Genomic DNA, 23,425 nt, shown 5'->3' on the forward strand with positions numbered 1-23,425 from the left:
CAGGATCGGGTCACCGCCGCCTTCCTACAGTGTCATCACGGTCATTCCATCAAGGATTCTTGTGAAAGACGCTATGCCGCGTATCGGCCACGACACGCCCTTCGCCGTCCCACGCGCGGCTCTCTCGCGCCGCCGTTTTGTACAGGGCCTTGCCACCGGTGGCGCCTTGGCGTCGCTGGGCGCCTGGCGCTCGGCGCTGGCGGCCTCCACCGGCCCTGCCGCCACCGAACTGCGCGGCACCGAGTTCCATCTGGAAATCGGCGAGACGCCGGTGAACTTCACCGGCGCGGCCCGCATCGCCACCACCGTCAACGGCCAATTGCCCGCGCCGCTTCTGCGCTGGCGCGAAGGCGACACCGTCACGCTGCATGTGACCAACCGGCTGCGTGAACAGACGTCGATCCACTGGCACGGCATTCTGCTGCCGTCGGACATGGACGGCGTACCCGGCCTGAGCTTTGGCGGCATCGACCCCGGCCAGACTTTCACCTACCGGTTTCCCGTGCGCCAAAGCGGCACGTACTGGTATCACAGCCACTCGGGCTTTCAGGAACAGACCGGCTTGTACGGCGCGATTGTCATCGACCCTCACCATCCGCCCGCCATCGCCGCGGACCGCGATTACACGGTGCTGTTGTCGGACTGGACGGACGAAGATCCCATGCGCGTCTTCAATAAGCTGCGCGTGATGCCCGACTACTACAACGGCATCCAGCCCAGCGTGCAGAGTTTGTCCGCCGACGCGCAAAGCCGGGGCTGGGGTCCCGCGTTGTCCGAGCGCCTGATGTGGGAACAGATGCGCATGAACCCCACGGACCTGGCCGACGTGTCGGGCGCCACCTACACGTTCCTGACCAACGGCGCGACGCCCGCCGGTAACTGGACGGGCCTGTTCAAGCCGGGCGAACGCATCCGGCTGCGCTTCATCAATGGATCGGCAATGACGTACTTCGATGTGCGCATTCCCGGCTTGAAGATGACGGTGGTGGCCGCCGACGGGCAGGACGTGCGGCCGGTGGACATCGAAGAATTTCGCATCGGGGTGGCCGAAACGTATGACGTGATCGTGGAACCGAAGGACGCGCGGGCCTACACGATATTCTCGCAAGCCATGGACCGCTCGGGCTATGCGCGCGCCACGCTGGCGCCGCGTGCCGGCATGCAGGCCGAGGTGCCGGAATTGGACCGCGTGCAATGGCTGGGCATGATGGACATGGGCATGGCGCATGGCGCGCCGGGTGATGTGCCCGCTGACACCGGTGCGTCGGGCCACGGCGCCATGGATCACGGCGACGCGCACGCCAAGCACCCCACGGAAGCCACGGACGCCACGCATGCCATGCCAGCCACGCCATCCGCGCAAGGTGGCATGGTGCAGGTCAAACACCCGTACCCGACGGAGCGCGGCGTGGGCAATTCCATGTTGCCGGACGTCGTATCCACGCGCCTGGACGACCCTGGCGTGGGCTTGCGCGACAACGGCCGCCGCGTGCTGACCTACGCGGACCTGCACTCGGTGCATCCTCCCGAGGACAACCGCGCGCCGTCGCGCGAAATCGAATTGCACCTGACGGGCAACATGGAACGCTACATGTGGTCGTTCAACGGCGTGAAGTTTTCGGACGCCAAACCCATCTTGCTGCGCTACGGCGAACGCGTGCGCTTCGTGCTGGTCAACGACACGATGATGACGCACCCCATCCATCTGCACGGCCTGTGGAGCGACCTGGAATCGCCCGACGGCGCGTTCCAGGTGCGCAAGCACACCATCACGCTGAACCCGGCGCAGCGCCTGAGCTACCGCGTCAGCGCCGACGCGCGCGGACTCTGGGCGTATCACTGCCACCTGCTGTATCACATGGAGGCCGGCATGTTCAGAGCGGTCGTGGTGGAGTAAATGATGAGACCCCTTACCTCCCTGATGGGCCTGTGCGCCCTGTCGATAACGCTGGCCACGACGGTCGCCTCGGCCCGATCCGCCGATGTCGATCATGGCGCGATGGATCATTCCGGCATGGATCACGGCGCGGCGCAAGCGCCCGCCCCCGCCGCAACGGATCACGGCAACATGGACCATGGCGACATGGGGCACGACGGCACCCCCCAAGCCGCCCCGACGGCCCCCGCCGCGCCGCCCGTGGGCAGCCTGCCTGCCAGCGATGGGGCGGCCACCGACGGGGCGGCCCCCGCTGGGGCGGCCGAACGCGGCTACGACAGCTACGGCATACACCCGCACATGATGGACGACATGCCGGCCTGGCAGGTGCTGTTCGACAAATTCGGCGTGTCACGCAACCGCGATGGCCAGAACGCGCTGCAATGGGACGGGCGCTTCTGGTTCGGCACGGCCACCGACCGGCTGCTGGTCAAATCGGAAGGCGAACGCGAGAACGGCGAGGGCTCGGACGGTAAAGTCGAAGCGTTCTGGAGCCACGCCGTCTCGCCGTTCTGGGACCTGCAACTGGGCGCGCGCCGAGACATCGGCACCGGCCCCAAGCGCAATTGGGCCGCCATCGGCATCGAAGGCGTGCTGCCCTACAACATCGAACTGGAAACCACCGCCTACGTGGGCGCGTCGGGTCGCACGGCACTGGCGCTAAAAGCGGAGTACGACCTGTTGTTGACGCAACGGCTGATCTTCACGCCCGAACTCGAAGCCAGCCTGTACGGCAAGTCCGACCCCGCGCGCGGCATCGGTTCGGGGCTGTCCGAAGGCTCGCTGTCGTTCCGGCTACGCTACGAAGTCACACGCGAATTCGCCCCGTATATCGGCGTAGCCTTTGACCGGAAGTTCGGCCAGACAGCGCGCTACGCGTCCGACGCAGGCGCCAGCCGATCGCAGACTGCGCTGATGGCCGGCGTGCGATTCTGGTTTTGACCGCCGTGGCCGCATCGACGCCGCTGCCGGCACCATCACAGTCACTGTCACGGCCACGGTCACGGTGACGGCCAGCGTGATGCTCACGGCGCCTATTTTTCATTTCTCTTCCCGATCGGAGCATCATGAACGTTTCCCGCCTGACCCGCCTGGTTCTTGCCGCCGCGCTGTGCGCGCCGACCTTCGTCATGGCCCAAGGCCCCGTCAAGGTCGAGGTCTGGAAGACGCCCACCTGCGGCTGTTGCGAAGACTGGGTCAAGCACATGCGCGATAACGGCTTCACCGTCACCACACACGATGTGCAGGACACCGGCCCCATCCGCCGCAACGCGGGCATGGCTGACTACGGGTCGTGCCACACCGCGATGGTCGACGGCTATGCGGTCGAAGGCCATGTGCCGGCACGCGACGTGCGCCGCCTGCTGCTGGAAAAGCCCGACGCAGCCGGCTTGGCCGCCCCCGGCATGCCGCTGGGATCGCCCGGCATGGACGGCCCCGAATACGGCGGCCGAAAGACGCCGCACGACGTGCTGCTGGTGGACAAGCAAGGCGGCGCGCGGGTGTACGAGGCCTACCGTTGAAACAATTCATCCACACCGCCTCAATGGCTACTCCTTGCAGTGCAGCAAAAATGCGCCACAATAAATAACTCGTACTTCTCACCACCCCTGGCAGTCATGGCAAAAATCGTCCTGTTCGAGAACATCCATCCGAGCGCCCGCGCGGTCTTCGAAGCCGCCGGCTACACCGATATCGTCACGCACGCCGCCGCATTGCCGGCGTCGCAGCTGCACGACGCCCTGCGCGGCGCGCAGGTGGCGGGGATCCGTTCTCGCACGCACCTGGATGCCGCCTTGCTGTCCAGCCCCGACCTGCGCGTGGTGGGCTGCTTTTGCATCGGCACCAACCAGGTCGACCTGGACGCGGCCATGCAGCGCGGCATCCCGGTGTTCAACGCGCCGTTTTCCAACACCCGCTCGGTTGCCGAGCTGGTGCTGGGCGAAGCCATTTTGCTGCTGCGCCGTATCCCCGAAAAGAATGCCCGCGTGCATCTGGGCCATTGGGACAAGAGCGCCGCGGGCGCCTTTGAAACCCGTGGCAAGACGCTGGGCATCGTGGGCTACGGCAACATCGGCTCGCAGATCAGCACGCTGGCCGAAGGCCTGGGCATGCGCGTCGTCTATCACGACGTCGAAGCCAAGCTGCCGCTGGGCAACGCGCGCCCCGCCGGCACGCTGAACGAGCTGCTGGAACAGGCTGACGTCGTCACGCTGCATGTGCCGGGCGGCAAGTCGACCGAGAACATCATGAACGCGGAAACCATCGCGCGCATGCGTCGCGGGTCCATCCTGATCAACGCCTCGCGCGGCGCCGTGGTGGACATCGATGCGCTGCACGCGGCGCTGAAGTCCGGCCATCTGGCCGGGGCGGCGCTGGACGTGTTCCCGACCGAACCCAAGAGCGCGGACGAGCCCTTGGCCAGCCCGCTGATCGGCATGCCCAACGTCATCCTGACCCCGCACATCGGCGGCAGCACGCAGGAATCGCAAGAGAACATCGGCCGCGAAGTGGCTGAAAAACTGGTGCGTTTCCTGCAAGCCGGCACCACCAAGGGCGCGGTCAACTTCCCCGAACTGCCGTACCTGGAACCGGCCGGCGCCACCCGCATCCTGCACGTGCACCGCAACGCGCCGGGCGCGTTGGGCACGCTGGACAACCTGATGGCGCAACACGGGCTGAACATCGTCAGCCAGACGCTGCAAACCAAGGGTCAGATCGGCTACGTGATCACCGACGTGGAAGGCCAGGTGGATGACATCGTCATGACGACGCTGCGCAGCCACCCCATCACGGTCCGCTGCGACCGGCTGTAAAGGCCGACAGGCGCGTGGCCCGGTCCGCAAAGCACGCGGATCGGGCCACGCGCTTTTTTATTGCGCGCTCAGGATCGTGGCGGTGGCTGTATTTGGGTCTGCGCGGCCGCCACCAGGCATTCCGCCATTTTCTCGCGCACGCTGCCGCTGTCGAAAGGCAGGCGGCCGATGATGCCGATGTCCCGGTGAAACGCATGTTCCTCCAGCGGCACCAGCCGCAAGCCCGTCAGATCCAGGCCGCGCAATTGCGGCAATAGCGCCACGCCCAGGCCGTGCCGCACCAGGTTGGCGATGGCGTCAATCTCGTCCAGTTCGACGGCCTCGTGCACATTGATGCGGTGTTTCTTCAGAAAGATATCCACCACGCGCCCGCCGAACGACGCCCGGTCGTAGCGGATGAAAGGCTGCGTGGCCAGCACATCGCGCCACGGCGCCAGCGGCATGGCCTCGGGCATGGCCAGCACCACGGGTTCGCTCAGCAGGCGCTGCCAACCCAGCTCGGGCGGCAACGCGAAGGGCGGGCGGATCAGCACCGCCATGTCCACTTCGCCCGCGTCCACCTGACCCAGCAGGGACAGCGAAACGCCGGGCACGATGCGCACCCGCACGTCGGGATACACCGCGCGAAAGCGGCCCAGCGCGTCCACCAGCAAATCGTGCTGCACCGAGGCGATGGCGCCGATGCGCAATGACCCGCTCACGTGTCCCGCCCCGGCCGTGGTGACCAGGCGCTCGGCCATGGCCACCAGTTCTTCGGCCTGCGGCAGCATCTCGCGGCCATGGGCGTTCAGCACCGCCGCGCGCGCGCCCCGGTCAAATAGCGCCACCCCCAGATATTCCTCCAGCCGCTTGATCTGGGCGCTGACGGCGGACTGCGTCAAACCCAGGTGCGCGCCGGCGCCGGTGAAAGTGCCATCCCGGGCCACGGCAATGAAGGTCTTGAATTCTTTGATCACGAACAATCAATTTTTTTGGGTCTAAGGCACAAAAAATATCGTTTTTCAATCAAAAAAACAATCCCTAAACTAGGCGCTGGTGCTAAATACAGCACGCTGCACCCTGCGGGGATCCGCAGTCCGACCTTTTTGAATGACCCGGAGTTTTCATGACCGCCCAAACCAACCTGCCGCCGTTCCACTTGGCCTTTCCGGTCCGCGACCTGGCCGAAGCCCGCGCCTTCTACGGCGAAAAGCTGGGCTGTCCGGAGGGCCGTAGCTCGCCCGAATGGATCGACTTCAACTTTTACGGCCACCAGATCGTTGCCCACCTGGCCCCCAGCGAATGCGGCCACAACGCGACCAGCGCCGTGGACTCGCACAACGTGCCGGTCCGCCATTTCGGTGCGGTGTTGTCGATGGAACAGTGGGAAGCCATGTCCAAGCGCCTGATCGACGCGGGCACGGAATTCGTCATCGAGCCCTACATCCGCTTCAAGGGCGAAGTCGGCGAACAAGCCACGATGTTCTTCCTGGATCCGTCGGGCAACGCCCTGGAATTCAAGGCGTTCAAGAACATGGATTCGCTGTTCGCCAAGTAATCCCGCCGACCGCGCGCAACCGGCGTGACCCGCCGGTTTACGCGCTGCGGTAACGCGGGTTTGCCTCTTGCGCGGCCTGTTCGGCGGCTTCGAGATACGCCTCGATAATGCTGGGCAGCACTTCGTGCACATAGGTTCGCGTCAGCTGGGCCGCGCGGTCCACATCGCGGTTGGCCAGCGCCAGCGTAATGCCGTGGGTGTATGACTGGATGGTGTGGTTTTCCATCGAGCGGCGGGCCAGCAGGAATCGCAGCGGCTCGACCTGTTCGTAAAGCTTGCTCAACATGCTGGTCAGCGGCGTGTTGCCGGTGTAGCGGGCGCAAGCCAGATAGAACTCGCGCGCGGCGGCGATGCAGGCGCGCGCGTCTTGCTTTGCCATCGATGCGGCGATGGCCTCGTCGTAGCTGCGCAACTCGGCCACCAGCGGCGCCAGGTCGTCCATGTCGGCCAATTGCCGCAGGCAATAGGCCTCAAGCTCGGCGCGCAGCTGGTACAGATGGCGGATTTGCGTTTCGGTATAGAGCGTGGCCCGAAAGCCCTTGCGTTGGATATGCGTGACCAGGCCGCCCAATTCCAGCAGCCGCAAGGCTTCGCGGATGGGGCTGCGGCTGGTGCCGAATCGCTGCTCCAGCTCTTGCTCACGCAAGGGCTGACCGGGCCGGATAGTGCCGTCCACTATCAATTCACGAATCTGTTCCTGAAGAAAATACGGAATCGTGGCGGGCGCTTTTACGTCCAATCGGCTCCCCTTGACTGCCCGAGGCATGTGTTGAGAGACCGAAAGATACTAGAAATTTATTGAAACACAAATAAGAAAATTGTTGCAGAGCCCCGGTGTGGCCCCCCGGCAGGCGGAACGGCACGCACTGCGGCGAGCACTGCGGCTGGCTCAGTCCCAGTCGTCGCGATACACGAACTTGGGCATTTGCCAGTTAAAGCGCAATGCCAGCAGGCGCAGGGCCAGGCCCGCCGCCAGCGCCAGCGGCACGGCCGCGTTGGCCGACAGCCCCAACGACTGCCCGCCCAGATACAAGGCCCCGGTCACCACGGACACGCTGGCGTAAAGCTCCTTGCGAAACAGCAGCGGCACCTCGTTGCAGAGCACGTCGCGCAGCACCCCGCCCGCGCACCCGGTGATCATGCCGCTGATGAGCACGACCGTGATCGGCAGCTGCATCATCTGCGCCACCTGGCAACCGATCACGGTGAACGCCACCAGCCCCAGCGCGTCGGCCAACAGGAACAGGCTGCGCAGGCGCCGCATCACCGGCGCGATCAGGGCGGTCAGAATCGCCGCGCCGCCGGTCATCCACAGGTACTCCGGGTGGATGACCCAGGTAAGCGGGTAATGCCCCAGCAAGACGTCGCGCAGCGAACCGCCGCCCAGCGCCGTCACGCACGCAATGATGCACACCCCCATCCAGTCCATGTCGCGCCGGCCGGCCGACAACGCCGCGGTCATCGCCTCGGCCACGATGGCGACCAGGTACAACGTGTGCAGCAACAAGGGGGAAATGTCAGAAAGCATGGGGAAGAATCAAGAAAGCCGGTGATGTAACCCGCCCATTGTATTGAGCCTGACCCCGCGCAAGCGGCCATTGCGGCGCCCGACCTCATCGCTTACGCTGGTCCGTGCGTTGATATCGATCAATCCCCAGTCCGCGTCGCGGCGAGACAATGGGGCATTGCCCCCGCAAGGGAGGTACCTGCCAGGCTGGCGGACGCGGGAGTCGCCACTCTGGCTACAACCGGGAGATAACGTATGACACAGCAAATCGGCCCCATCCTGTTGGCCACGGACCTGAGCGCGCGTGGCGATCGCGCCCTGGACCGTGCCTTGCAGTTGACGAAAGAACTGGGCACCAAACTGATCGTGTTGCACGTCATGGAAAACCATGCCAACTCGGCGCGCCTGACCACCCCGGTCTGGCGGCGGCTGTCCAGCGACCACAAGGCCCTGGCAGAGCGCGAGCTGGCGGAAGACCTGGCCGCCGCCGATGTGCCGACCGAAGTGGTAGTGGTGTCGGGCGATCCGCTGGCGCACATCACGGAAACGGCCGACAGCTTTGGCTGCTCGCTGATCGTCACCGGCACCGCTCGCGACGAAACGCTGGGTCGGCTGCTGTTGGGCACCACCGTCGAAAAGCTGGTGCGCCAGGCACGCCAGCCCGTGCTGGTGGTCAAGACCCGGCCGCGTCGGCCGTACCGCGACGTGCTGGTCGCCACTGACTTCTCCGACGGCTCGCGCCATGCGTTGCGCGCGGCGCTGCAACTGGTGCCCAACGCCAACCTGACGCTGTTCCACGCGTATGACGTGCCGTTCCAGGGCAAGCACACCCCCGAAGACGCCGTCTCGCGCAGCTTTCACCAGGAAGCCGAGCAAAGCGCGCGCGAGTTCACGGCCAGTACGCCGGAACTGGCGGGGCTGACGCCGCCCAAGGTGGTGCTGGAAGCGGGCCAGCCGGAGACGGTCTTGTCGGAATATTCCTTCCACCACCGCTCGGACCTGGTCGTGACCGGCACGCATGGCCGCACGGGCATCCTGCGCACCGCCATCGGCAGCGTGGCCGAACGCCTGCTGGAATCGTTGCCCAGCGACGTGCTGATCGTCCGCCTGCACGACGAAGACTGACGCCGCGCGCGGGTCGACAATAAAAAGGCGGCGCCCGGTGCGCCGCCTTTTTCATGGGCTGAGGCCTGCCTTCAGGCCTGGTCGCCCTGCTTTTCCATCGCGTCGATCGTGCCGCGCAGCCTATGCAGCAGCACGAGCCCCGGCAGCGCGATCAGCACCGTCAGCAAGAAAAATCCCGGCCAGTCCAGGCGCTCGACCAGCGGCGGAGTCAGCGGCCCCGCCAGATAGGTACGGCCCACGGCCGACAGCGCCGACAGCAACGCAAACTGGGTCGCCGAAAACCGGCGCTGGCACAGCGCCATCAACAAGCCCACGAACGAAGCCGTGCCCAGTCCGCCACACAGGTTTTCAATGCCGACGCCAGCCGCCATCAGCGACAGGTTCTTGGGGCTGACCGCGATCAGCCAATACGCCAGGTTCGACACCGCCTGCAACAGCCCGAAGGCCATCAGCGACCGATACAAGCCCCAGCGAGCCATCAGCGAGCCACCCGCCAGCGCCCCCACGATGGTGGCCGCCAGGCCCAGCACCTTGTTCACGGTGCCGACCTCGGTAGGCGTGAAGCCCGCGCCCCGGATCAGGAAGGTGGTGGACAGCGCGCCTGCGAACGCGTCGCCCAGCTTGTACAGCACGATCAGCAGCAGGATCGCCAGCGCGCCACGGCGCGTGAAGAACTCGTGCAGGGGCTCGCCAATGGCCGCGCCCAGCGTACGGGGCGCGTGGGCGACGTGCTCGGGCTCGGGCGCCAGCAGCGTGGCCACCGCGCACAGCAGCATCAGCGCGCCCATCAGCACATAGGTGTAGCCCCAGCCGATCCATTGGTCCGCCAGGATCAGCGCCAGCCCGCCGGAGGCGATCATCGCCAGCCGGTAGCCCATCACCTTCACGGCCGCGCCCGCGCCCCGTTCTTCCTTGCGCAGCACGTCAGTGCAATAAGCGTCGAACGCGATGTCCTGCGTGGCGGACAGGAAAGCGACCACCACCGCCAGCAAAGCCAGCGGCATCAAGGCGTTGGACGGCGACAGCGCGCCCATTGCCATGATGGTGATGGCCAGCAACAGCTGCGTCACCAGCATCCAGCCGCGCCGCCGGCCGAGCAGCGGCGGCACATAGCGGTCAACGAAGGGAGCCCAAAGAAACTTGAGGGTGTAGGCGGTGCCCACCAGCGTGAGGAAACCAATTTCCTGCAGCGGCACGTTTTCGACCGTGGCCCAGGCCTGCAAGGTACCGCCTGTCAGCGCCAAGGGCAGTCCGCTGGCAAAGCCCAGGACCAGCAAGGGGGCTACGCGGGGGCTGGTATAGACGTTGGATACAGCGGTGATGACGGTCTCCTGAAACGCGCCGCACGGCGCAACAGGCGTTGCGTCGCGGGCTTGCGGCATTTTAGGGCCTGTTGCCGCGCGCCGTCAGGAGGATCGGTGTCGGAATGTCAGGGCGTGGCAAAACGGTACACCGCCAGCGTGCTGCGCCAGCTGGGAAACAGCTTGACCTCGTGGCCTTCGTTGAACGTGGCGCGTTCAAGAATGCGCAGGTTCAGTTCGCCAGCCAGCTGTTCGAAATCGCGCAGCGTGCACAGGTGGATGTTCGGCGTGTTGTACCACTGATAGGGCATCTGGCCGGTGACCGGCATGCGCCCCCGCAAGATGGCCCAGCCATGCGGCCAGTAGCCGAAGTTGGGAAACGACACGATGCCGTGACGCGCCACGCGCGCCATTTCCCGCAGGATATGTTCGGTGCGGTGCATGGACTGCAAGGTTTGCGACAACACCACGGTATCGAACTGTTTGTCGTCAAACAGCGCCAGCCCGTCTTCCAGGTTCTGCTGGATGACTTCCACCCCGCGCCGCACGCACGCGATCACGCAGGTGTCGTCCAGTTCAACGCCCGCGCCGCGCACCTGGCGGTGGTCCCGCAGGTGCGCCAGCAGCGCGCCGTCGCCGCAGCCCAGGTCCAGGACGCGGCTGCCCGGTTCGATCCAGCCGGCGATGCGCGCCAGGTCAGGCCGCAGCGCGGCATGGGCATAGCGGGGGGTCACGGGATTCATTCGGAGCGTCCTTCGGTCTGCGCGGCGTCAGCGGTCAGGCCAAGTTCGCGCGCGATGCGTTCGTAGTAGCCACGGACCACCGCGTGATAGCGGGCGTCTTCCAGCAGGAAGGCGTCGTGCCCGTGCGGCGCATCGATTTCGGCGTAGGTGACGGGGCTGGCGTTCTTGAGCAGCGCGCGCACGATTTCGCGTGAACGCTCGGGCGGGAAACGCCAATCGGTCGAAAACGACACCAACAGGAAATCGGCCTTGGCAGGCGCCAGCGCGCGCGCCAGGTCGCCGCCCGTGGTGCGGGCCGGGTCGAAATAATCCAGCGCCCGCGTGATCAGCAGATAGGTATTGGCGTCGAAATAACGGGTGAACTTCTCGCCCTGATAACGCAGGTAAGACTCCACTTCGAATTCGACGTCGTAGCCGTAGTGGTAGGCGCCGTTTTCGGCCGGCGCGCGTTGGGCGCGGCCGAATTTTTCGGCCATGTCGTCATCGGACAGGTAGGTGATGTGGCCGATCATGCGGGCCACCGACAGGCCCCGGCGCGGCACCGTGTCTTCGGCGTAGTAGTCGCCGCCGTGGAAATCCGGGTCGGTAATGATGGCGCGGCGCGCCACTTCGTTAAAGCCGATGTTCTGCGCCGACAGGCGCGGCGTGCTGGCGATCACCACGCAGTTGGCCACGCGGTCGGGCAAGGTGATGGCCCAGCTCAGCGCCTGCATGCCGCCCAGCGATCCGCCCATCACGGCGGCAAAGCGTTCGATACCGAAGTGGTCGGCCACGCGGGCTTGGGCGCGTACCCAGTCTTCCACTGTCAGCACCGGAAACGCCGCGCCCCAGGGCTTGCCCGTGGCCGGATTGATGCTGGCCGGCCCGGTCGAACCGAAGCACGAGCCCAGGTTGTTGACGCCGATGACGAAGTAGATATTGGTGTCCACCGGCTTGCCGGGGCCGACCATGTTGTCCCACCAGCCCACATCGCTGGGGTTGTCGGCCGCTTGCCCGGCGACGTGGTGCGACGCGTTCAGCGCGTGGCAGATCAGCACGGCATTGGTGCGCTGCGCGTTGAGCGTGCCGTAGGTTTCCACGGCAAGTTCGTAGGCAGCCAACGATTGGCCGCTAAGCAACGGCAGCGGTTCATCGAAGCGGATGAAGGTGGGTGCGACCAGGCCGACGGAACCGGGATCAACGGTGTCGGAGGTCGTGACGGTGGCGGGAGCGAACCCGCTGGCCGGATCAGCGGCCAAATCGGCGGCCGAATCAGCGGCCGAATCACCGGCCAAATGTTGGGCAGGAGTGGTCATACGGACCTCTTTAGCTGGATTTATTGGAAGGCGCCCGCAAGCGGATCAGGCAAATCGGCGCCGAAATATGGGTGCTGCATTGGGTGCAGCGACAGGAATTCTAGCATTGCCGGCAGATGCTGCAAGGGCGCCGGCCTGGTGCGAAAATGCGTGTTATCCGCGACATCCCCTGCCCGCCTTCGTTACGCGGGCGCGCGAATCGCCCCTCTGACAGGAAGGATATGGCTCACATCTATCTGGACGAACTGCAACACCTGGCCGCCGCCGCGCTGGCTGCCGCTGGCGCCAACCCGGCCATGGCCGACAGCACCGCGCGCGCCCTGGTTTTCGCGGAAAGCCAGGGCATCAGTTCGCACGGCCTGTCGCGCGTGCCGTTCTACGCGGGGCATTTGCGCGCGGGGCGCGCCATCGGTTCGGCCGTGCCGCGCATCGTGCACGAACGCGGCGGCGCGGCGCTGATCGATGCGGGCTCGGGGCTGGCATTTCCGGCCTGCGCGATGGCCGTCGAGCAAGCGGCCGTGCGCGCCCGCGAACATGGCATCGCCTTCATCGGCGTGGCCAACAGCCACCATTTTGGCGAAGCGGCCTATCACCTGGAGGCGCTGGCGGACGCCGGGCTGGTGGCGCTGGCGCTGAGCAATTCGCCAGCCGCCATGCCCGCCTGGGGCGGCAAGCGGCCGCTGTTCGGCACCAACCCCATCGCCGCCATCTTCCCCCGCCGCAATGGCGCCCGGCTGGTCATCGACCTGTCGCTGTCGCAAGTGGCGCGCGGCAAGCTGATGATCGCCGCGCGCGACAACCAGCCCATTCCACTGGGCTGGGCGCTGGACGCCAATGGCGAACCCACTACCGATCCGAAAGCCGGGCTGGCCGGCAGCATGCTGCCCGCGGGTGGCGTCAAGGGCGCGATGCTGGCGCTGATTGTGGAATTGCTGGCCTGCGCGCTGACGGGCGCGCACTTCGGTTTCGAAACCGAATCGTTCTTCGTCGACGCCGGCGGCCCCGCTCAACTGGGGCAGGCGTTCATGGCGATCGACCCCGGCGCGCTGGCGGGCAACAACGCCTATCTGGAACGTGTCGAAACGCTGGTGGACGCCATGCTGGAAGATGATGGCGTGCGCCTGCCGGGCGACCGCCGCCGCAAGTTGCGCGACGAAGCCATCAAGCACGGCGTGGACGTTCCTGACCCGCTGATGGCGCAACTGCGCGACATGGCCGGCGTGGCCTGACTGCCCGGCGGAGTCTGCGTCGTCAGGCGCCGTGGGTGAACCAGAGCATCAGCGGCGCCAGCAGCAGGAACACCACGGTCGACACCAGCACGGCGCCCGCCGCCGTGTCGCCCAGCGTCGTGTAGCGCTTGGCGTACATGTAGCTGACCACCGCGCACGGCATGGCCATCTGCAGGGTCAGCGCGCCGGCCAGCACGGGCTCAAGGTCCAGCGCCCACACCACGGCCAACCCCGCCGCCAAGCCCACCACCAGCCGTATCGCGGCCACCTTGGCGCCGTCGCGCAGGCCGTTGGACGGGATCAGGGCCAAGGCGTGGCCCAGGCTCAACAGCATCAAGGGCACGGTCACCGCGCCCAGCATATGGGCGGTGTCAATGACCCAGGCCGGCACCGGCACATGCAGCAGCCGCAATGCCACCGCCACCACAGAGGCCAGCAGAATGGGGCTTTTCCAGCTGCCCTTGGTATTGACGCCCGGCAGCAGCCGCACGGCAATGGTGTGCATGACGAAAGAATTGACCGCGAAGAACGCCACCGCCACCGACAGGCCCGCGTCACCGAACGCCAACTGAGAGATAGGCAGGCCCAGGTTGCCGGCATTGGGCAGGCTGGCCGTGGGCAGCAAGGTGCGCACCGGCAGCTTCCACACTTTGAGCAGCAGCGCGCCGACCAGCGCACACAGCAGCAACGCCGCGACGGTAGCGATCGCCACATCCGCCAGCGCGCGGTCATCCAGGTGCGTCGTCACAAAGGTATGGAACACCAGCGCAGGCGTGGTCACGGACGTCACCAATGTGGTGATGAACGCGCCGCCAAAGGGGATATCGCGCTTGCCCCACAGCACCCCGATGCCCACGCAAGACAACAAAGGCAGCATCAGCACGATGGCTGACAGGTAGAACTGGGCGATGGCCAACATACAACTATTCCGTCAAAGATAAGTGGATCAATGCGCGAAAGCATCAACGCTTGCTTGGCCGCCGCGCGGGCCGCAGCATGCAGCAACTTCACTACAAGGGGGCACTGCCCCGGGCCACCATGACCGCACCGCTTCGCTTCGCCGCGCTTCGAGGATCATCCGCATTCCAGCGCTTGTGCGCCTTCCATCCGGACCTGGCCCAGCGCGGCGGGCCGCTATCATCATTGGGGCCGCCGATGCCCGCGATGCATTCGCTGGGCAAGCTGCCCCCCTACAAAGCGCTGTCCGACCGCCAGGCGGCGTGCCTGTATTGGGCGGCGGCGGGCAAGACCAGTTGGGAAACCAGCCGCATCCTGGACGTCGCGGAAAGCACCGTGAATTTCCATTTGCGCAACGCCTGCACCAAGCTGGGCGTACGCGGGCGCCGCACGGCCGTGGTGGTGGCCCTGCGCCACGGGCTGCTGGACAGCGTCATCGAGTAACCGGGTTGGCCGGGCCCGGCTTGCCGGGGTTGACCACCACCGATCTCAGGAATTCGCGCGCGCGTTCGGCGGGCAGGCTTTCCTGGGTGCCGGCGGCCACGGCCTCGATCAGCATGGTGTCGGTGACCCAGACCTTGGCCACCAGCCAGCCGGGCTTGCCCATGGCCTTGCCGTGCACTTCGAAGTCCTGCCCATAAGCCGGCCATTCCGTGGGCGGCGGGGCCTGCATATTGGTGTACAGCGAATGCATCAGCGCCATGCCCAGCGCCTGCTTGGCGGCCGGGTCGGCGGCAATGTCCGGCGGCAGCGGGGCCGAGCCCACCGCGAACACGGCCTCGCCCACGGTTGCGCTCGACAGGGTAAAACGCAGGGTATGGGTGTCCAGGCGCAAGTCCCGGGTATCGGTCGAGACCCGGTCGGGGAATGCCGCGCGCACGTGGCCGTCGGCCACGTCCACTTCGCGCCAGTTGTAACGGGGCGAGCAGGCGGCAACCAACAAGGCCAACCCTACAAACAGGCCGGCTTTCTTGAACATGAAACGAAACAGCGATGAAATCGTCATTACCGTAGACCCGACGGCCCATTCATTTCGAGGAATGCTGAAATTGTCGCCGATTTCCATCACCCCCGCGCCCGACGGCACGCCATTGGCCAACTATCTTTGGCCCGCCGCGCCCAATGTGCCGCCCCCTGTTACCGGGCCGGGCACGCCCAGCGTGTACCTGATGCACGGCCTGAGCGAACACGCCGGCCGCTATGACCGCCTGGCCCGCTGGCTGGCCGCACGCGGCTGGACCGTGGGCGCGCACGATCACCGCGGCCATGGGCGTTCCGGCGGCCCGGCCGCTACCCTGGCCCACCAGGACGACCTGGTCGTGGACGCCGTCGACCGCCTTCGCGCCTGGACCGCGCTGCAAGGCCGCCCGCCCATTGTGCTGGCCCACAGCCTGGGCGCGCTGGTGGCGGTGCGCATCGCCCTGCGCCGCCTGGCCGAGCTGGACGCGCTGGTGCTCAGCTCGCCGCCTTTCGTCGTGAACGTGCCGATGTGGGTGCGCCGCACCCTCACCTGGATGTCGCTGCATGCGCCCGACCTGCGCGTGCCCCATGGCCTGGCGCCTGCCCGCATCTCGCACGACCGGGCCGTCGTCAAAGCCTACCGATCCGACCCGCTGGTGCGCCGGCGCATGACCGGCCGGCTGGCCCGCTTTGTCGACGAAGGCGGCCGGGAATCGCTGCGTGAAGCCGATCTTCTGCCCTGTCGCACCCTGTTGATGGTGGCCGGCGACGATTCCATCGTGGCCGCCGAAGGCAGCCGCCAATTCGCCCAGCGCGCGCCCGCGCAATTGCTGACCCTGCGCTGGTACGACACCGCCTGGCACGAAATTTTCAATGAAACGGCCCCAATTTCTGATCCGGTTTATGCTGACCTGGACGAATGGCTGGCGCGCACGGCGCAGGCATTGTCCCTGCCCCCAGTACTGACTCCCTCGGCACAGGAGGCCGGCACCCCGTAAAATCCCGCGACAGACCCAAACGAGAAGAATCCGTGACTGATACCGCCGCCAACCGCCTCTCCCGCCTAGAGGCCAACCGCTCGCTGCTGACCCAGACGTTGCGAGGCATTGAAAAAGAAGGCCTGCGCGTGGACGAGCAGGGCATTTTGTCGCGCACGCCCCACCCGGCCGGCCTGGGTTCGGCGCTGACCAATGAACACGTCACCACCGATTACTCGGAATCCCTGCTTGAGCTGATCACCGGCACGCACACCGACGTCGACGCGCTCTTGGCCGAGCTCACCAACACCCATCGCCACGTGTACAGCGTGCTGGATCACGAGCTGATCTGGAACCAGTCCATGCCGGCCACGCTGCCGGCCGAAGCCGACATCCCTATCGCCTGGTACGGCAAGTCCAACACCGGCATGCTCAAGCACGTGTATCGCCGCGGCCTGGCCGAGCGCTACGGCAAGCGGATGCAATGCATCGCCGGCGTGCACTACAACTTCTCGCTGTCCGAGGATTTGTGGTCCGTGCTGGACACGCAAGCCGGTTCCGCGCAAGACCGCCGTTCGCGCGGCTATATCGGGCTGATCCGAAATTTCACGCGCTATTCCTGGCTGCTGATGTACCTGTTTGGCGCGGCGCCCGCGCTGTCCAGCGACTTCCTGAATGGCCCTGACCACCCGCTGGAACGCCTGGGCGACCACACCCTGTACCTGCCCTACGCCACCAGCCTGCGCATGAGCGATCTGGGCTATCAGAACAAGGCGCAGTCGCAGCTCAAGCTTTGCTACAACGACCTGGATACCTTCCTGGGCCGGCTGTACGACGCCGTGACGCAAACGTGGCCCGACTACGAGAAGATCGGCACGCATCGCAATGGCGAATGGATCCAGCTGAACACCAACGTGCTTCAGATCGAAAACGAGTACTACTCCAGCATCCGCCCCAAGCGTGCCACCGGCCGCTGCGAACGCCCCATCACCGCCCTGGCGGAACGCGGCGTGCAATACGTGGAAGTGCGCTGCCTGGATATCGACCCCGAATCGTCCGTGGGCATCGACGCCGACACCAGCCGCTTTGTCGACGCGTTCCTGCTGTTTTGCACGGCATCGGACAGCCCGTTCTTCCCCGCCAACGGCTACTGTCAGCGCAGCGCCGACAACTTTTCCACCGTCGTCAAAGAAGGCCGCAAGCCCGGCCTGATGCTGGACCGCGAAGGCAAGCCGGTGGCGCTGAAAGAATGGGGCCACGAATTGCTGGACCAGATCGCGCCGTACGCCGCGCTGTTTGATTCGGCCCTGGGCGGCACTGCCTACGCCGATGCGCTGGCCGCGCAGCGCGTCAAGCTGGACCAGCCCGAGGCCACGCCGTCCGCGCGCCTGTTGCAGTCGCTGACGCAAAGCGGCCTGTCGTTTCACGACTACTCGCTGGCGCAAAGCCGCAAGCATGCGGACACGCTGCGCGCACAAGCCCTGCCGTCGGACCTGGCGGCGGCCTATCAACAGGCGGCAACGCAGTCCACCGAAGAGCAGCAGCGTATCGAGCAGTCGGACACGGTGGACTTCGCGACCTACGTGGCGCGCTACCACGAGGCCCTGAAGGCCCCGCGTAAATAAGGCGTATCGTTAGGGTTTGCGTACGCGGCGCCTGCCTGACGGGCAAGCGCCGCGCTTCGGTCAGTCTCACTCTGGAGGTTTTTCAATGCGCCGCACCGCAACATTCCTGATGGCCCTGGCAGCCAGCGTGGGCATCGCCCATGCCGCGCCGCCGCCCATGCAGACCGTGGATTCGGTGGACCTGAAACGCTATGTCGGCATGTGGTACGAAATCGCCAATTTCCCCATGTTCTTCCAGCGCAATTGCGTCGGCGATACCACCGCCGAATACACCGCGCACCCCGACGGCACCATCGGCGTGAACAATCGCTGCCGCACCAAGGACGGCGATATCGACTCCGCGTCCGGCACCGCCACCGTCGTGGAAGGCAGCAACAACGCCAAGCTTGAAGTCACCTTCTTCAAGCCGTTCAAGGGCGATTACTGGGTGATCGGCCTGGACCCGGAATACCGCTGGTCCGTGGTGGGTACGCCCGACCGCAAGTACCTGTGGATTCTGTCGCGCTCGCCGCAATTGCCCAAGGAAGAATTGGACAAGGCCCTGGCTGCCGCGAAGGCGCAGGGCTACGAGCTGGACGAATTGCGGTACACCCCGCAGAAATAAGCAGAACGCCGGCTAGCGCCGGCTCCCGCCAAGAGTCGCCCTGCTCGGCGCGGCTCGGCGATCAGCCCGCGTAGTCGCGGGCCAGGCGCACCACCGTCACGCCGGGCTTCAGCTGGCGCAGCGACGGCATGATCAACGTGCAGTTGTCATAGGGCGTCACGATCGGCTGGCCATCTGCCCAGCCGATCACCGAGCCGGCTTGCGCCAGCGTTTCCAGGCCGGTCCAGGGTTGCGCAAACGTCACGTCCATCGACGGCGCCACCACGGCGTCCGTCACTTCCAGCACGCGTTGGGTATCGGGATCGGGCAGCAGCCAGCCGGCCGGCACATCGGCCGCGTCCACCACGCCGGATTCCACCAACATGCGAGCCACCATGTCTCGCGCGACATCGCGCGAGGCCAGCTCGCCATGGAAACCGCATTCGATCAGCAAGGCACACGCGTCGTCGCGCGCGGCATCGCCGAACTGCGCAAAGTCGCGCATGCGCACACCGTCTTTGTGGCCGGCGTCCACGATCACATGCTGCGGCGCCTTCAGGCGGCGCGCCAGTGCGATGTTGCGCGGCAAGACGCCCGTCAACAACAAGGGCGCGCCCGGCTCGTGCATGGAATGCAGGTCCAGCAGCCAGTCCGCACGCTGCACCCAGGGGCGCAGCGCCGCGCCTCGTTGGCGGTCGGCGGTGGTGGGGTTGTCCAGGCGCTCGGCGCTCCAGACGCGGTTCATGTCTTCGGTAACGAAGCGCGAGGCATCGTGCTTGGCCAGATCGAAGCGATCAAACGCGTCCAGGTTGCAGAAGGCCAGCGTCAGGCTGCCCCGGCGCGGCTTCACGCCGGCCGCCAGCAGATCCTTCAGCGCCCACGCGCCGCACAGTTCGTTGCCGTGCACCAGCGCGCTTACCATCAGCGCACGCCCCGGCACGCCGGAATCAAAATGCCAGACGCCCGGCGTATCGGTATTGCCCGCGCGTTCGGCGGCGAGGTCGGGAACGGGAAGCTGAAATTGCATGGTGAGATCCGCTTTCTGACGTAGGTGCTGGGGGCCGATTACTGGGGGGCGATCACTGCGCTTCGATCTTGGCGGCCTTGACCAGTGCGCCGTACTTCTTGGTTTCTTCGGCTTGGTAGGCCACCAGGTCGACGCCCGGCTGGGCCACTTCGCCGCCCGCCTCTTGCATCTTCTTGCGGAACGATTCGGACTTCAGCGTTTCGTCCAGCACGGTGCGCAGCTTTGCCACAACCGGCTCGGGCAAGCCGGCGGGGCCGTACAGCGCAAACCACAGGTTGATATCGACGGATTCAAAGCCGGGCGTGGCGGCCAGCGGCGCGATTTCCGGCGCGGCCGGCGAACGCTTGTTCTCGGTCAGGCCCAGCGCCACGATGTTGCCGCTGCGCACTTGCGGCAGGCCCGAGGACAGCACCAGCATGCCGTAGTCCAGCTGGCCGCTCATCAGGTCCGTCACCAGCGGCGACACGCCGCGATACGGCACGTGTTCGGCGCGCGTGCCAGTGGCCTGGTTGATCATTTCACCGGCCAGATGCAGCGTGGTGCCCACGCCGGACGAGCCGTAGTTGAACGTGCCCGGCTCCGCGCCGCGCAGCTTTTGCAGGTAGTCAGCGGCCGTCTTCACGCCGGAATTCTTGCTGGCCGCCAGCAGCATGGGCTGCGAGGCCACCAGCCCCAGGGCCGTGAAGTCCTTGGCGCTGTCGTACTTGACCGCCGTGTTGATCATGCGGGCAATCACCATTTCGTTGGTGGAGCCCAGGAAAATCGTGTAGCCGTCCGGCGCGGCGCGTGCCACGCGCTGAGCGCCGATGGTGCCGCCTGCGCCGCCCACGTTTTCAACCACGACGGTCTGGCCCAGGCGCTTGCCCAGCTCTTCGCCCAACAGGCGCGCCGTCAGGTCCAGGCTGCCGCCGGCGGGATAGCCCACCACCAGCGACACGCTGCGGGCCGGGTAATCGGCGGCGAAGGCGGCCGGGGCGGTTGCCACGGCCGAGGCGGCACAAAACGCAACAAGCGCTGCGCGCAGCGGATGCAGTACGGACTTCATGTTTTCTTCCTTGGGGTGCTGAGGGGTGGACGGCGTGGCCGTCTCGTTGGAGGTATAGGCTGGTATTTTCGCGGCGGCCGTGTGACACCGTCGTGCCGAAACGGCACATGCCCGTGCTTATCCTGCCCAGCCTGCAAGCTTGCCTGGCACGATGCCGGCCTCAGGCCTTGCGGTTCGCCGTGGCCTCCCAGGCCGCCTCCGCCAGATCCGTCAGGCGCGCGCGCGGCCGATACAGCCGCACCTCGAAGGCGATCTCTTCGCTGCGCCCACCCAGGGCCACCAAGGCGCCGCGACGGCAATCGGCCGCCACCATCGACCATGGCAGCCACGCCACGCCCAGGCCCTTGGCCACCGCGCCATGCGCCGCGTCCAGCGAATCGCTGCGCACGAACGGCGTCAACGCGTACGGCGTGGTTTCCAGGCGGTCGCCCACGATGCGTTCCATTGCCAGCCCGCCCGTGTAGGTGATCAGCGGCACGGCGGGGCCGCCGTCTTTCAGCGCGTAGCGAGCGCGGCCGCGCGCGTCCGCCTGGCTGACGGGCACCAGCTTGTCGGTGGCCAGCGTCATGTAGCGATAACGCGCCGGGCTCAGCGGCACCGACAGCGCCGGGTGTTCGTAGCAACACAGCAAGTCCACCTTGCCCTGCTCCAGGCGCACCACCAGGTCTTTTGCCTGGCCCGTGGACAACTCAACCTGCGTACCTTCGGTCAGCACCTTGGGCGCGCGGTGACGCAGCCGGGCGATCCAGTCGGCCACCAGCGTACGCGCCAGGCTGCGGCCGGTTGCGATGCGCAGCACCGCCTCGCCGCCCGCGCCCGAACTGCGGATGCGATGGCGCACCAAACCCATCTGTTCGACCACCTGCGTGGCCGTCTTGAGCAGCGCCTCGCCTTGCGCGGTCAGCGTCACGGGCAGGTGCTGGCGTTCGACCAGCGGCGCGCCCGCCCAGGCTTCCAGCGCGCGGATGCGCCGGCCGAACGCGGGGTGCGTCACATGGCGCAGCTCGGCCGCGCGCACGAAACTACCCGTGCGCGCCAGCGCGATCAAGTCTTCAAGAAGTTTCAGGTCCGCCATCTGCAACGCCGTCAGCGATCGCCCAGCCCCATCATCGCCAAGGTGGCGCGGGTGAGCGGGCTGTCGGCGTCTTCCAGTTCATTGACCAGGTCGAAGTGGTTGCAGTGCGGTGTGGCAATGCGCGTGGACGCAAGGCCCGCCGCGTTCCAGGCGGCTTCAAATGCCGCCGTCTGGTTCTTGAAGCCCTGCGTCTCCAGCCCGCCGACCGCCAGCAGCATCGGGCCGGCCTGCTCGGGCAGATGGAAAATGGGGCTTTGATGCGCGGCCTGCTCGGGCGTCAATCGCAGCCAGGTATTGGGCAGGATGTCGCACAGCGGGCGCAGGTCGAACAGGCCGGACAAGGCCAGCGTGCCCTTGATGATGTCGTCCGGCACGCCATAACGCGCGGGCCAGCCGGGCGCGACCAGCATGCCGGCCAGATGCCCGCCGGCCGAGCTGCCGCCCACGTAGATGCGTTCCGGGTCCACGCCATAGGCCGCCGCGTTCTGGTACAGCCAGGCCACCGCGCTGCGCACTTCGCGCACCACTTCGCCCAGGGTGGCTTCGGGCACCAAGGTGTATTCCAGCGTGGCCACGGCTGCGCCCGCCGCGTTGAAGGCCTCGGCCATGACCGGCGCGTCTTCCTTGCGCTGGGCGCGCCAGTAGCCGCCGTGAATGAAGACGAATACCGGCGCCGGCGCGCGCGACGCGGCAGGCAGGAACAGGTCCAGACGTTCGTCCTGGCCCATGCCGTAGCGCAGGTCCAGCACGGCGGGGCGGCGCGAGCGCACGCGCGCGGACGACTCCGCGTAGCGGCGCACGCAGGCATCAAAGTCCGCCACCGATTCACGCGCGTTGTATTGCACCTCGCGTTCGGCGATGGTGGGAAAGAAAAGGTCGATGTCGGGCTTATGCATGTCGTGCCTGGGGGTCGGGCTGTGAAATGATCCGTTCGATGAATTGCGCGGTCTTGCGGTAGTGCGCGGCCAGCATGGCCACCGAGCGCTCGGCGTCGCGGGATATCGCGGCGTCCAGCAGCTGGCGATGCTCGTCGTCAACGTTGCGCTCGGGCCCGTAGGCGGTGGCGCCCGCACGCGCCGGGCGCCGGTAGCGTTCGGTTTGCGCATACAGCTGGGTGGACAGGTCCAGCAGCCAGTGCGAGCGGCAGGCGCCGATCAAAGCGTGATGGAAATCCAGGTGGCGGGCTTCCAGCAGTTCTTCCAGTTCGTCGGACGGCGCGGGGGCCTGGCCGGCGCGCTGGGCCGCCAACGTCAGCGCGTGATACGCGCCCACCAGCCGCGTTTCCCAGGCGTCGTCCGCGTTGGCCAGCGACCGCCGCAGCGCGTCGCAGTCGATCAGGATGCGGGTTTCACAGGCGTCCCACATTTCGTCGACCGACAAGGGCGCGATGCTGAACCCGCGCGACGTGGTGTTCACGACCATGCGTTCGCTGCGCAAGCGGTTCAGCGCTTCGCGGATCGGCGAAAAGCTGCTGCCGTAGCGCTGCCGCAGCAATTCCAGCCGCAGCGACTGGCCGGGCGCGAAGGCGCCGCTCATGATGTCGCGTCGAAGCAGGCGGTAGACCTGCTCGGACAGCGTGATGTCTTCAACGTCGGCGTTCCCGTCCGATCCGGGATCGTCCTGGCGGGAAGCTTTGATTCTTGGCTTCAACATGCTCTCCAGATGTCAGCGGCGCGTCCGCCGATCC

At 66.4% G+C, this 23,425-nt stretch carries 23 protein-coding genes, 1 pseudogene and 1 riboswitch; of the genes and pseudogenes, 11 read left to right on the forward strand and 13 right to left on the reverse strand.

The genetic code is table 11. The features are described from left to right. The first annotated feature begins 73 nt into the window (after positions 1-73). The 4 genes from AC0Z35_RS19825 to serA all read left to right on the forward strand — a co-directional run bounded on the left by AC0Z35_RS19825 (position 74) and on the right by serA (position 4,752). A complete protein-coding gene (locus AC0Z35_RS19825) occupies positions 74-1,897 on the forward strand; it encodes a copper resistance system multicopper oxidase (RefSeq protein ID WP_485132714.1) in 1,824 nt (607 codons plus the stop codon). Between the two features lie 3 nt (positions 1,898-1,900). After that, positions 1,901-2,878, forward strand: a complete 978-nt coding sequence (locus AC0Z35_RS19830; RefSeq protein WP_485132556.1) for a copper resistance protein B — start codon at positions 1,901-1,903, stop codon at positions 2,876-2,878. Between the two features lie 125 nt (positions 2,879-3,003). Next, positions 3,004-3,459, forward strand: a complete 456-nt coding sequence (locus AC0Z35_RS19835) for a DUF411 domain-containing protein (RefSeq protein WP_082134595.1) — start codon at positions 3,004-3,006, stop codon at positions 3,457-3,459. Between the two features lie 96 nt (positions 3,460-3,555). Further along, complete coding sequence (gene serA / locus AC0Z35_RS19840) at positions 3,556-4,752, forward strand: phosphoglycerate dehydrogenase (protein ID WP_046806577.1); 1,197 nt, start codon at positions 3,556-3,558, stop codon at positions 4,750-4,752. Positions 4,753-4,820: 68 nt separating this feature from the next. On the opposite strand, the gene AC0Z35_RS19845 is transcribed toward serA, so the two are convergent. Further along, the gene (locus AC0Z35_RS19845; protein WP_485132557.1) at positions 4,821-5,708 is read right to left on the reverse strand and encodes a LysR family transcriptional regulator; all 888 of its coding nucleotides are present in this window, start codon (positions 5,706-5,708) and stop codon (positions 4,821-4,823) included. Between the two features lie 149 nt (positions 5,709-5,857). Here AC0Z35_RS19845 and AC0Z35_RS19850 point away from each other — a divergent pair, with 149 nt between their 5' ends. Further along, positions 5,858-6,289, forward strand: a complete 432-nt coding sequence (locus AC0Z35_RS19850) for a VOC family protein (RefSeq protein ID WP_046806579.1) — start codon at positions 5,858-5,860, stop codon at positions 6,287-6,289. A gap of 37 nt (positions 6,290-6,326) precedes the next feature. On the opposite strand, the gene AC0Z35_RS19855 is transcribed toward AC0Z35_RS19850, so the two are convergent. Further along, positions 6,327-7,028 carry a GntR family transcriptional regulator gene (locus AC0Z35_RS19855; protein WP_485132558.1) on the reverse strand — a complete coding sequence of 234 codons (702 nt, stop codon included), beginning with the start codon at positions 7,026-7,028 and terminating at the stop codon, positions 6,327-6,329. Between the two features lie 150 nt (positions 7,029-7,178). After that, positions 7,179-7,817: a trimeric intracellular cation channel family protein gene (locus tag AC0Z35_RS19860; RefSeq protein WP_046806581.1), complete on the reverse strand. Its 639-nt coding sequence runs from the start codon at positions 7,815-7,817 to the stop codon at positions 7,179-7,181. A 234-nt stretch (positions 7,818-8,051) separates the two neighbouring features. Here AC0Z35_RS19860 and AC0Z35_RS19865 point away from each other — a divergent pair, with 234 nt between their 5' ends. Next, positions 8,052-8,921, forward strand: a complete 870-nt coding sequence (locus AC0Z35_RS19865; RefSeq protein ID WP_046806582.1) for a universal stress protein — start codon at positions 8,052-8,054, stop codon at positions 8,919-8,921. A gap of 71 nt (positions 8,922-8,992) precedes the next feature. Here the strand turns inward: AC0Z35_RS19865 and AC0Z35_RS19870 are convergent, their stop codons facing one another. From AC0Z35_RS19870 to metX, 3 genes are all read right to left on the reverse strand, one after another. Beyond that, a complete protein-coding gene (locus AC0Z35_RS19870; protein ID WP_255444674.1) occupies positions 8,993-10,303 on the reverse strand; it encodes a muropeptide transporter in 1,311 nt (436 codons plus the stop codon). A gap of 47 nt (positions 10,304-10,350) precedes the next feature. After that, the gene (gene metW / locus AC0Z35_RS19875; protein WP_046806583.1) at positions 10,351-10,965 is read right to left on the reverse strand and encodes a methionine biosynthesis protein MetW; all 615 of its coding nucleotides are present in this window, start codon (positions 10,963-10,965) and stop codon (positions 10,351-10,353) included. Then, positions 10,962-12,260 (reverse strand): homoserine O-succinyltransferase MetX, encoded by a 1,299-nt coding sequence (gene metX / locus AC0Z35_RS19880; protein WP_185975416.1) that lies wholly within the window; start codon positions 12,258-12,260, stop codon positions 10,962-10,964. The genes metW and metX overlap by 4 nt, the downstream gene beginning before the upstream one ends. Further along, a riboswitch (SAM riboswitch) is annotated at positions 12,250-12,331 on the reverse strand. Its footprint overlaps the gene before it by 11 nt. Before the next feature lie 150 nt (positions 12,332-12,481). Between metX and AC0Z35_RS19885 the strand changes: the two genes are divergently transcribed. Next, positions 12,482-13,489 carry an Ldh family oxidoreductase gene (locus AC0Z35_RS19885; RefSeq protein WP_046806584.1) on the forward strand — a complete coding sequence of 336 codons (1,008 nt, stop codon included), beginning with the start codon at positions 12,482-12,484 and terminating at the stop codon, positions 13,487-13,489. 22 nt (positions 13,490-13,511) lie between these two features. Here the strand turns inward: AC0Z35_RS19885 and AC0Z35_RS19890 are convergent, their stop codons facing one another. Then, positions 13,512-14,408 carry an AEC family transporter gene (locus AC0Z35_RS19890; protein WP_046806585.1) on the reverse strand — a complete coding sequence of 299 codons (897 nt, stop codon included), beginning with the start codon at positions 14,406-14,408 and terminating at the stop codon, positions 13,512-13,514. A gap of 119 nt (positions 14,409-14,527) precedes the next feature. Between AC0Z35_RS19890 and AC0Z35_RS19895 the strand changes: the two genes are divergently transcribed. Then, positions 14,528-14,890 carry a helix-turn-helix domain-containing protein gene (locus tag AC0Z35_RS19895; RefSeq protein ID WP_082134597.1) on the forward strand — a complete coding sequence of 121 codons (363 nt, stop codon included), beginning with the start codon at positions 14,528-14,530 and terminating at the stop codon, positions 14,888-14,890. Here AC0Z35_RS19895 and AC0Z35_RS19900 read toward each other — a convergent pair. Then, positions 14,880-15,452, reverse strand: coding sequence for a hypothetical protein (locus AC0Z35_RS19900; RefSeq protein ID WP_046806586.1), 573 nt, complete (start codon positions 15,450-15,452; stop codon positions 14,880-14,882). The two genes, AC0Z35_RS19895 and AC0Z35_RS19900, sit on opposite strands and share 11 nt — an antisense overlap. Before the next feature lie 43 nt (positions 15,453-15,495). Between AC0Z35_RS19900 and AC0Z35_RS19905 the strand changes: the two genes are divergently transcribed. From AC0Z35_RS19905 to AC0Z35_RS19915, 3 genes are all read left to right on the forward strand, one after another. Continuing rightward, positions 15,496-16,404, forward strand: a complete 909-nt coding sequence (locus AC0Z35_RS19905; RefSeq protein WP_082134598.1) for an alpha/beta hydrolase — start codon at positions 15,496-15,498, stop codon at positions 16,402-16,404. Positions 16,405-16,436: 32 nt separating this feature from the next. Beyond that, positions 16,437-18,008: a glutamate--cysteine ligase gene (gene gshA, locus AC0Z35_RS19910; RefSeq protein WP_485132559.1), complete on the forward strand. Its 1,572-nt coding sequence runs from the start codon at positions 16,437-16,439 to the stop codon at positions 18,006-18,008. Between the two features lie 85 nt (positions 18,009-18,093). Further along, a complete protein-coding gene (locus tag AC0Z35_RS19915; RefSeq protein ID WP_046806589.1) occupies positions 18,094-18,612 on the forward strand; it encodes a lipocalin family protein in 519 nt (172 codons plus the stop codon). A 64-nt stretch (positions 18,613-18,676) separates the two neighbouring features. Here AC0Z35_RS19915 and AC0Z35_RS19920 read toward each other — a convergent pair. The 5 genes and pseudogenes from AC0Z35_RS19920 to AC0Z35_RS19940 all read right to left on the reverse strand — a co-directional run. Then, positions 18,677-19,618 (reverse strand): annotated as a pseudogene (locus tag AC0Z35_RS19920) (M14 family metallopeptidase); the annotation flags it as partial. A 52-nt stretch (positions 19,619-19,670) separates the two neighbouring features. After that, positions 19,671-20,663 carry a Bug family tripartite tricarboxylate transporter substrate binding protein gene (locus tag AC0Z35_RS19925; RefSeq protein ID WP_120153628.1) on the reverse strand — a complete coding sequence of 331 codons (993 nt, stop codon included), beginning with the start codon at positions 20,661-20,663 and terminating at the stop codon, positions 19,671-19,673. 160 nt (positions 20,664-20,823) lie between these two features. Continuing rightward, positions 20,824-21,738 carry a LysR family transcriptional regulator gene (locus tag AC0Z35_RS19930; protein WP_046806592.1) on the reverse strand — a complete coding sequence of 305 codons (915 nt, stop codon included), beginning with the start codon at positions 21,736-21,738 and terminating at the stop codon, positions 20,824-20,826. An 11-nt stretch (positions 21,739-21,749) separates the two neighbouring features. Continuing rightward, positions 21,750-22,634 (reverse strand): alpha/beta hydrolase, encoded by an 885-nt coding sequence (locus tag AC0Z35_RS19935; RefSeq protein ID WP_120153626.1) that lies wholly within the window; start codon positions 22,632-22,634, stop codon positions 21,750-21,752. Continuing rightward, positions 22,627-23,388, reverse strand: coding sequence for a GntR family transcriptional regulator (locus AC0Z35_RS19940; protein ID WP_120157374.1), 762 nt, complete (start codon positions 23,386-23,388; stop codon positions 22,627-22,629). The genes AC0Z35_RS19935 and AC0Z35_RS19940 overlap by 8 nt, the downstream gene beginning before the upstream one ends. Positions 23,389-23,425 lie beyond the last annotated feature (37 nt).

It is taken from the genome of Achromobacter sp. 1L-A-4-B-C2 (assembly GCF_057291955.1).

What these genes read in the sequence shown, in the direction of transcription:
- AC0Z35_RS19870 (WP_255444674.1), bottom strand. Translation starts at nt 10,303, where the DNA reads ATGCCGCAAGCCCGCGACGCAACGCCTGTTGCGCCGTGCGGCGCGTTT.
- AC0Z35_RS19890 (WP_046806585.1), bottom strand. Translation starts at nt 14,408, where the DNA reads ATGTTGGCCATCGCCCAGTTCTACCTGTCAGCCATCGTGCTGATGCTG.
- metX (WP_185975416.1), bottom strand. Translation starts at nt 12,260, where the DNA reads ATGACCACTCCTGCCCAACATTTGGCCGGTGATTCGGCCGCTGATTCG.
- AC0Z35_RS19935 (WP_120153626.1), bottom strand. Translation starts at nt 22,634, where the DNA reads ATGCATAAGCCCGACATCGACCTTTTCTTTCCCACCATCGCCGAACGC.
- AC0Z35_RS19865 (WP_046806582.1), top strand. Translation starts at nt 8,052, where the DNA reads ATGACACAGCAAATCGGCCCCATCCTGTTGGCCACGGACCTGAGCGCG.
- AC0Z35_RS19825 (WP_485132714.1), top strand. Translation starts at nt 74, where the DNA reads ATGCCGCGTATCGGCCACGACACGCCCTTCGCCGTCCCACGCGCGGCT.
- AC0Z35_RS19850 (WP_046806579.1), top strand. Translation starts at nt 5,858, where the DNA reads ATGACCGCCCAAACCAACCTGCCGCCGTTCCACTTGGCCTTTCCGGTC.
- AC0Z35_RS19885 (WP_046806584.1), top strand. Translation starts at nt 12,482, where the DNA reads ATGGCTCACATCTATCTGGACGAACTGCAACACCTGGCCGCCGCCGCG.
- AC0Z35_RS19925 (WP_120153628.1), bottom strand. Translation starts at nt 20,663, where the DNA reads ATGAAGTCCGTACTGCATCCGCTGCGCGCAGCGCTTGTTGCGTTTTGT.
- AC0Z35_RS19860 (WP_046806581.1), bottom strand. Translation starts at nt 7,817, where the DNA reads ATGCTTTCTGACATTTCCCCCTTGTTGCTGCACACGTTGTACCTGGTC.
- AC0Z35_RS19915 (WP_046806589.1), top strand. Translation starts at nt 18,094, where the DNA reads ATGCGCCGCACCGCAACATTCCTGATGGCCCTGGCAGCCAGCGTGGGC.
- AC0Z35_RS19830 (WP_485132556.1), top strand. Translation starts at nt 1,901, where the DNA reads ATGAGACCCCTTACCTCCCTGATGGGCCTGTGCGCCCTGTCGATAACG.
- AC0Z35_RS19930 (WP_046806592.1), bottom strand. Translation starts at nt 21,738, where the DNA reads ATGGCGGACCTGAAACTTCTTGAAGACTTGATCGCGCTGGCGCGCACG.
- AC0Z35_RS19835 (WP_082134595.1), top strand. Translation starts at nt 3,004, where the DNA reads ATGAACGTTTCCCGCCTGACCCGCCTGGTTCTTGCCGCCGCGCTGTGC.
- AC0Z35_RS19900 (WP_046806586.1), bottom strand. Translation starts at nt 15,452, where the DNA reads ATGACGATTTCATCGCTGTTTCGTTTCATGTTCAAGAAAGCCGGCCTG.
- AC0Z35_RS19895 (WP_082134597.1), top strand. Translation starts at nt 14,528, where the DNA reads ATGACCGCACCGCTTCGCTTCGCCGCGCTTCGAGGATCATCCGCATTC.
- metW (WP_046806583.1), bottom strand. Translation starts at nt 10,965, where the DNA reads ATGAATCCCGTGACCCCCCGCTATGCCCATGCCGCGCTGCGGCCTGAC.
- serA (WP_046806577.1), top strand. Translation starts at nt 3,556, where the DNA reads ATGGCAAAAATCGTCCTGTTCGAGAACATCCATCCGAGCGCCCGCGCG.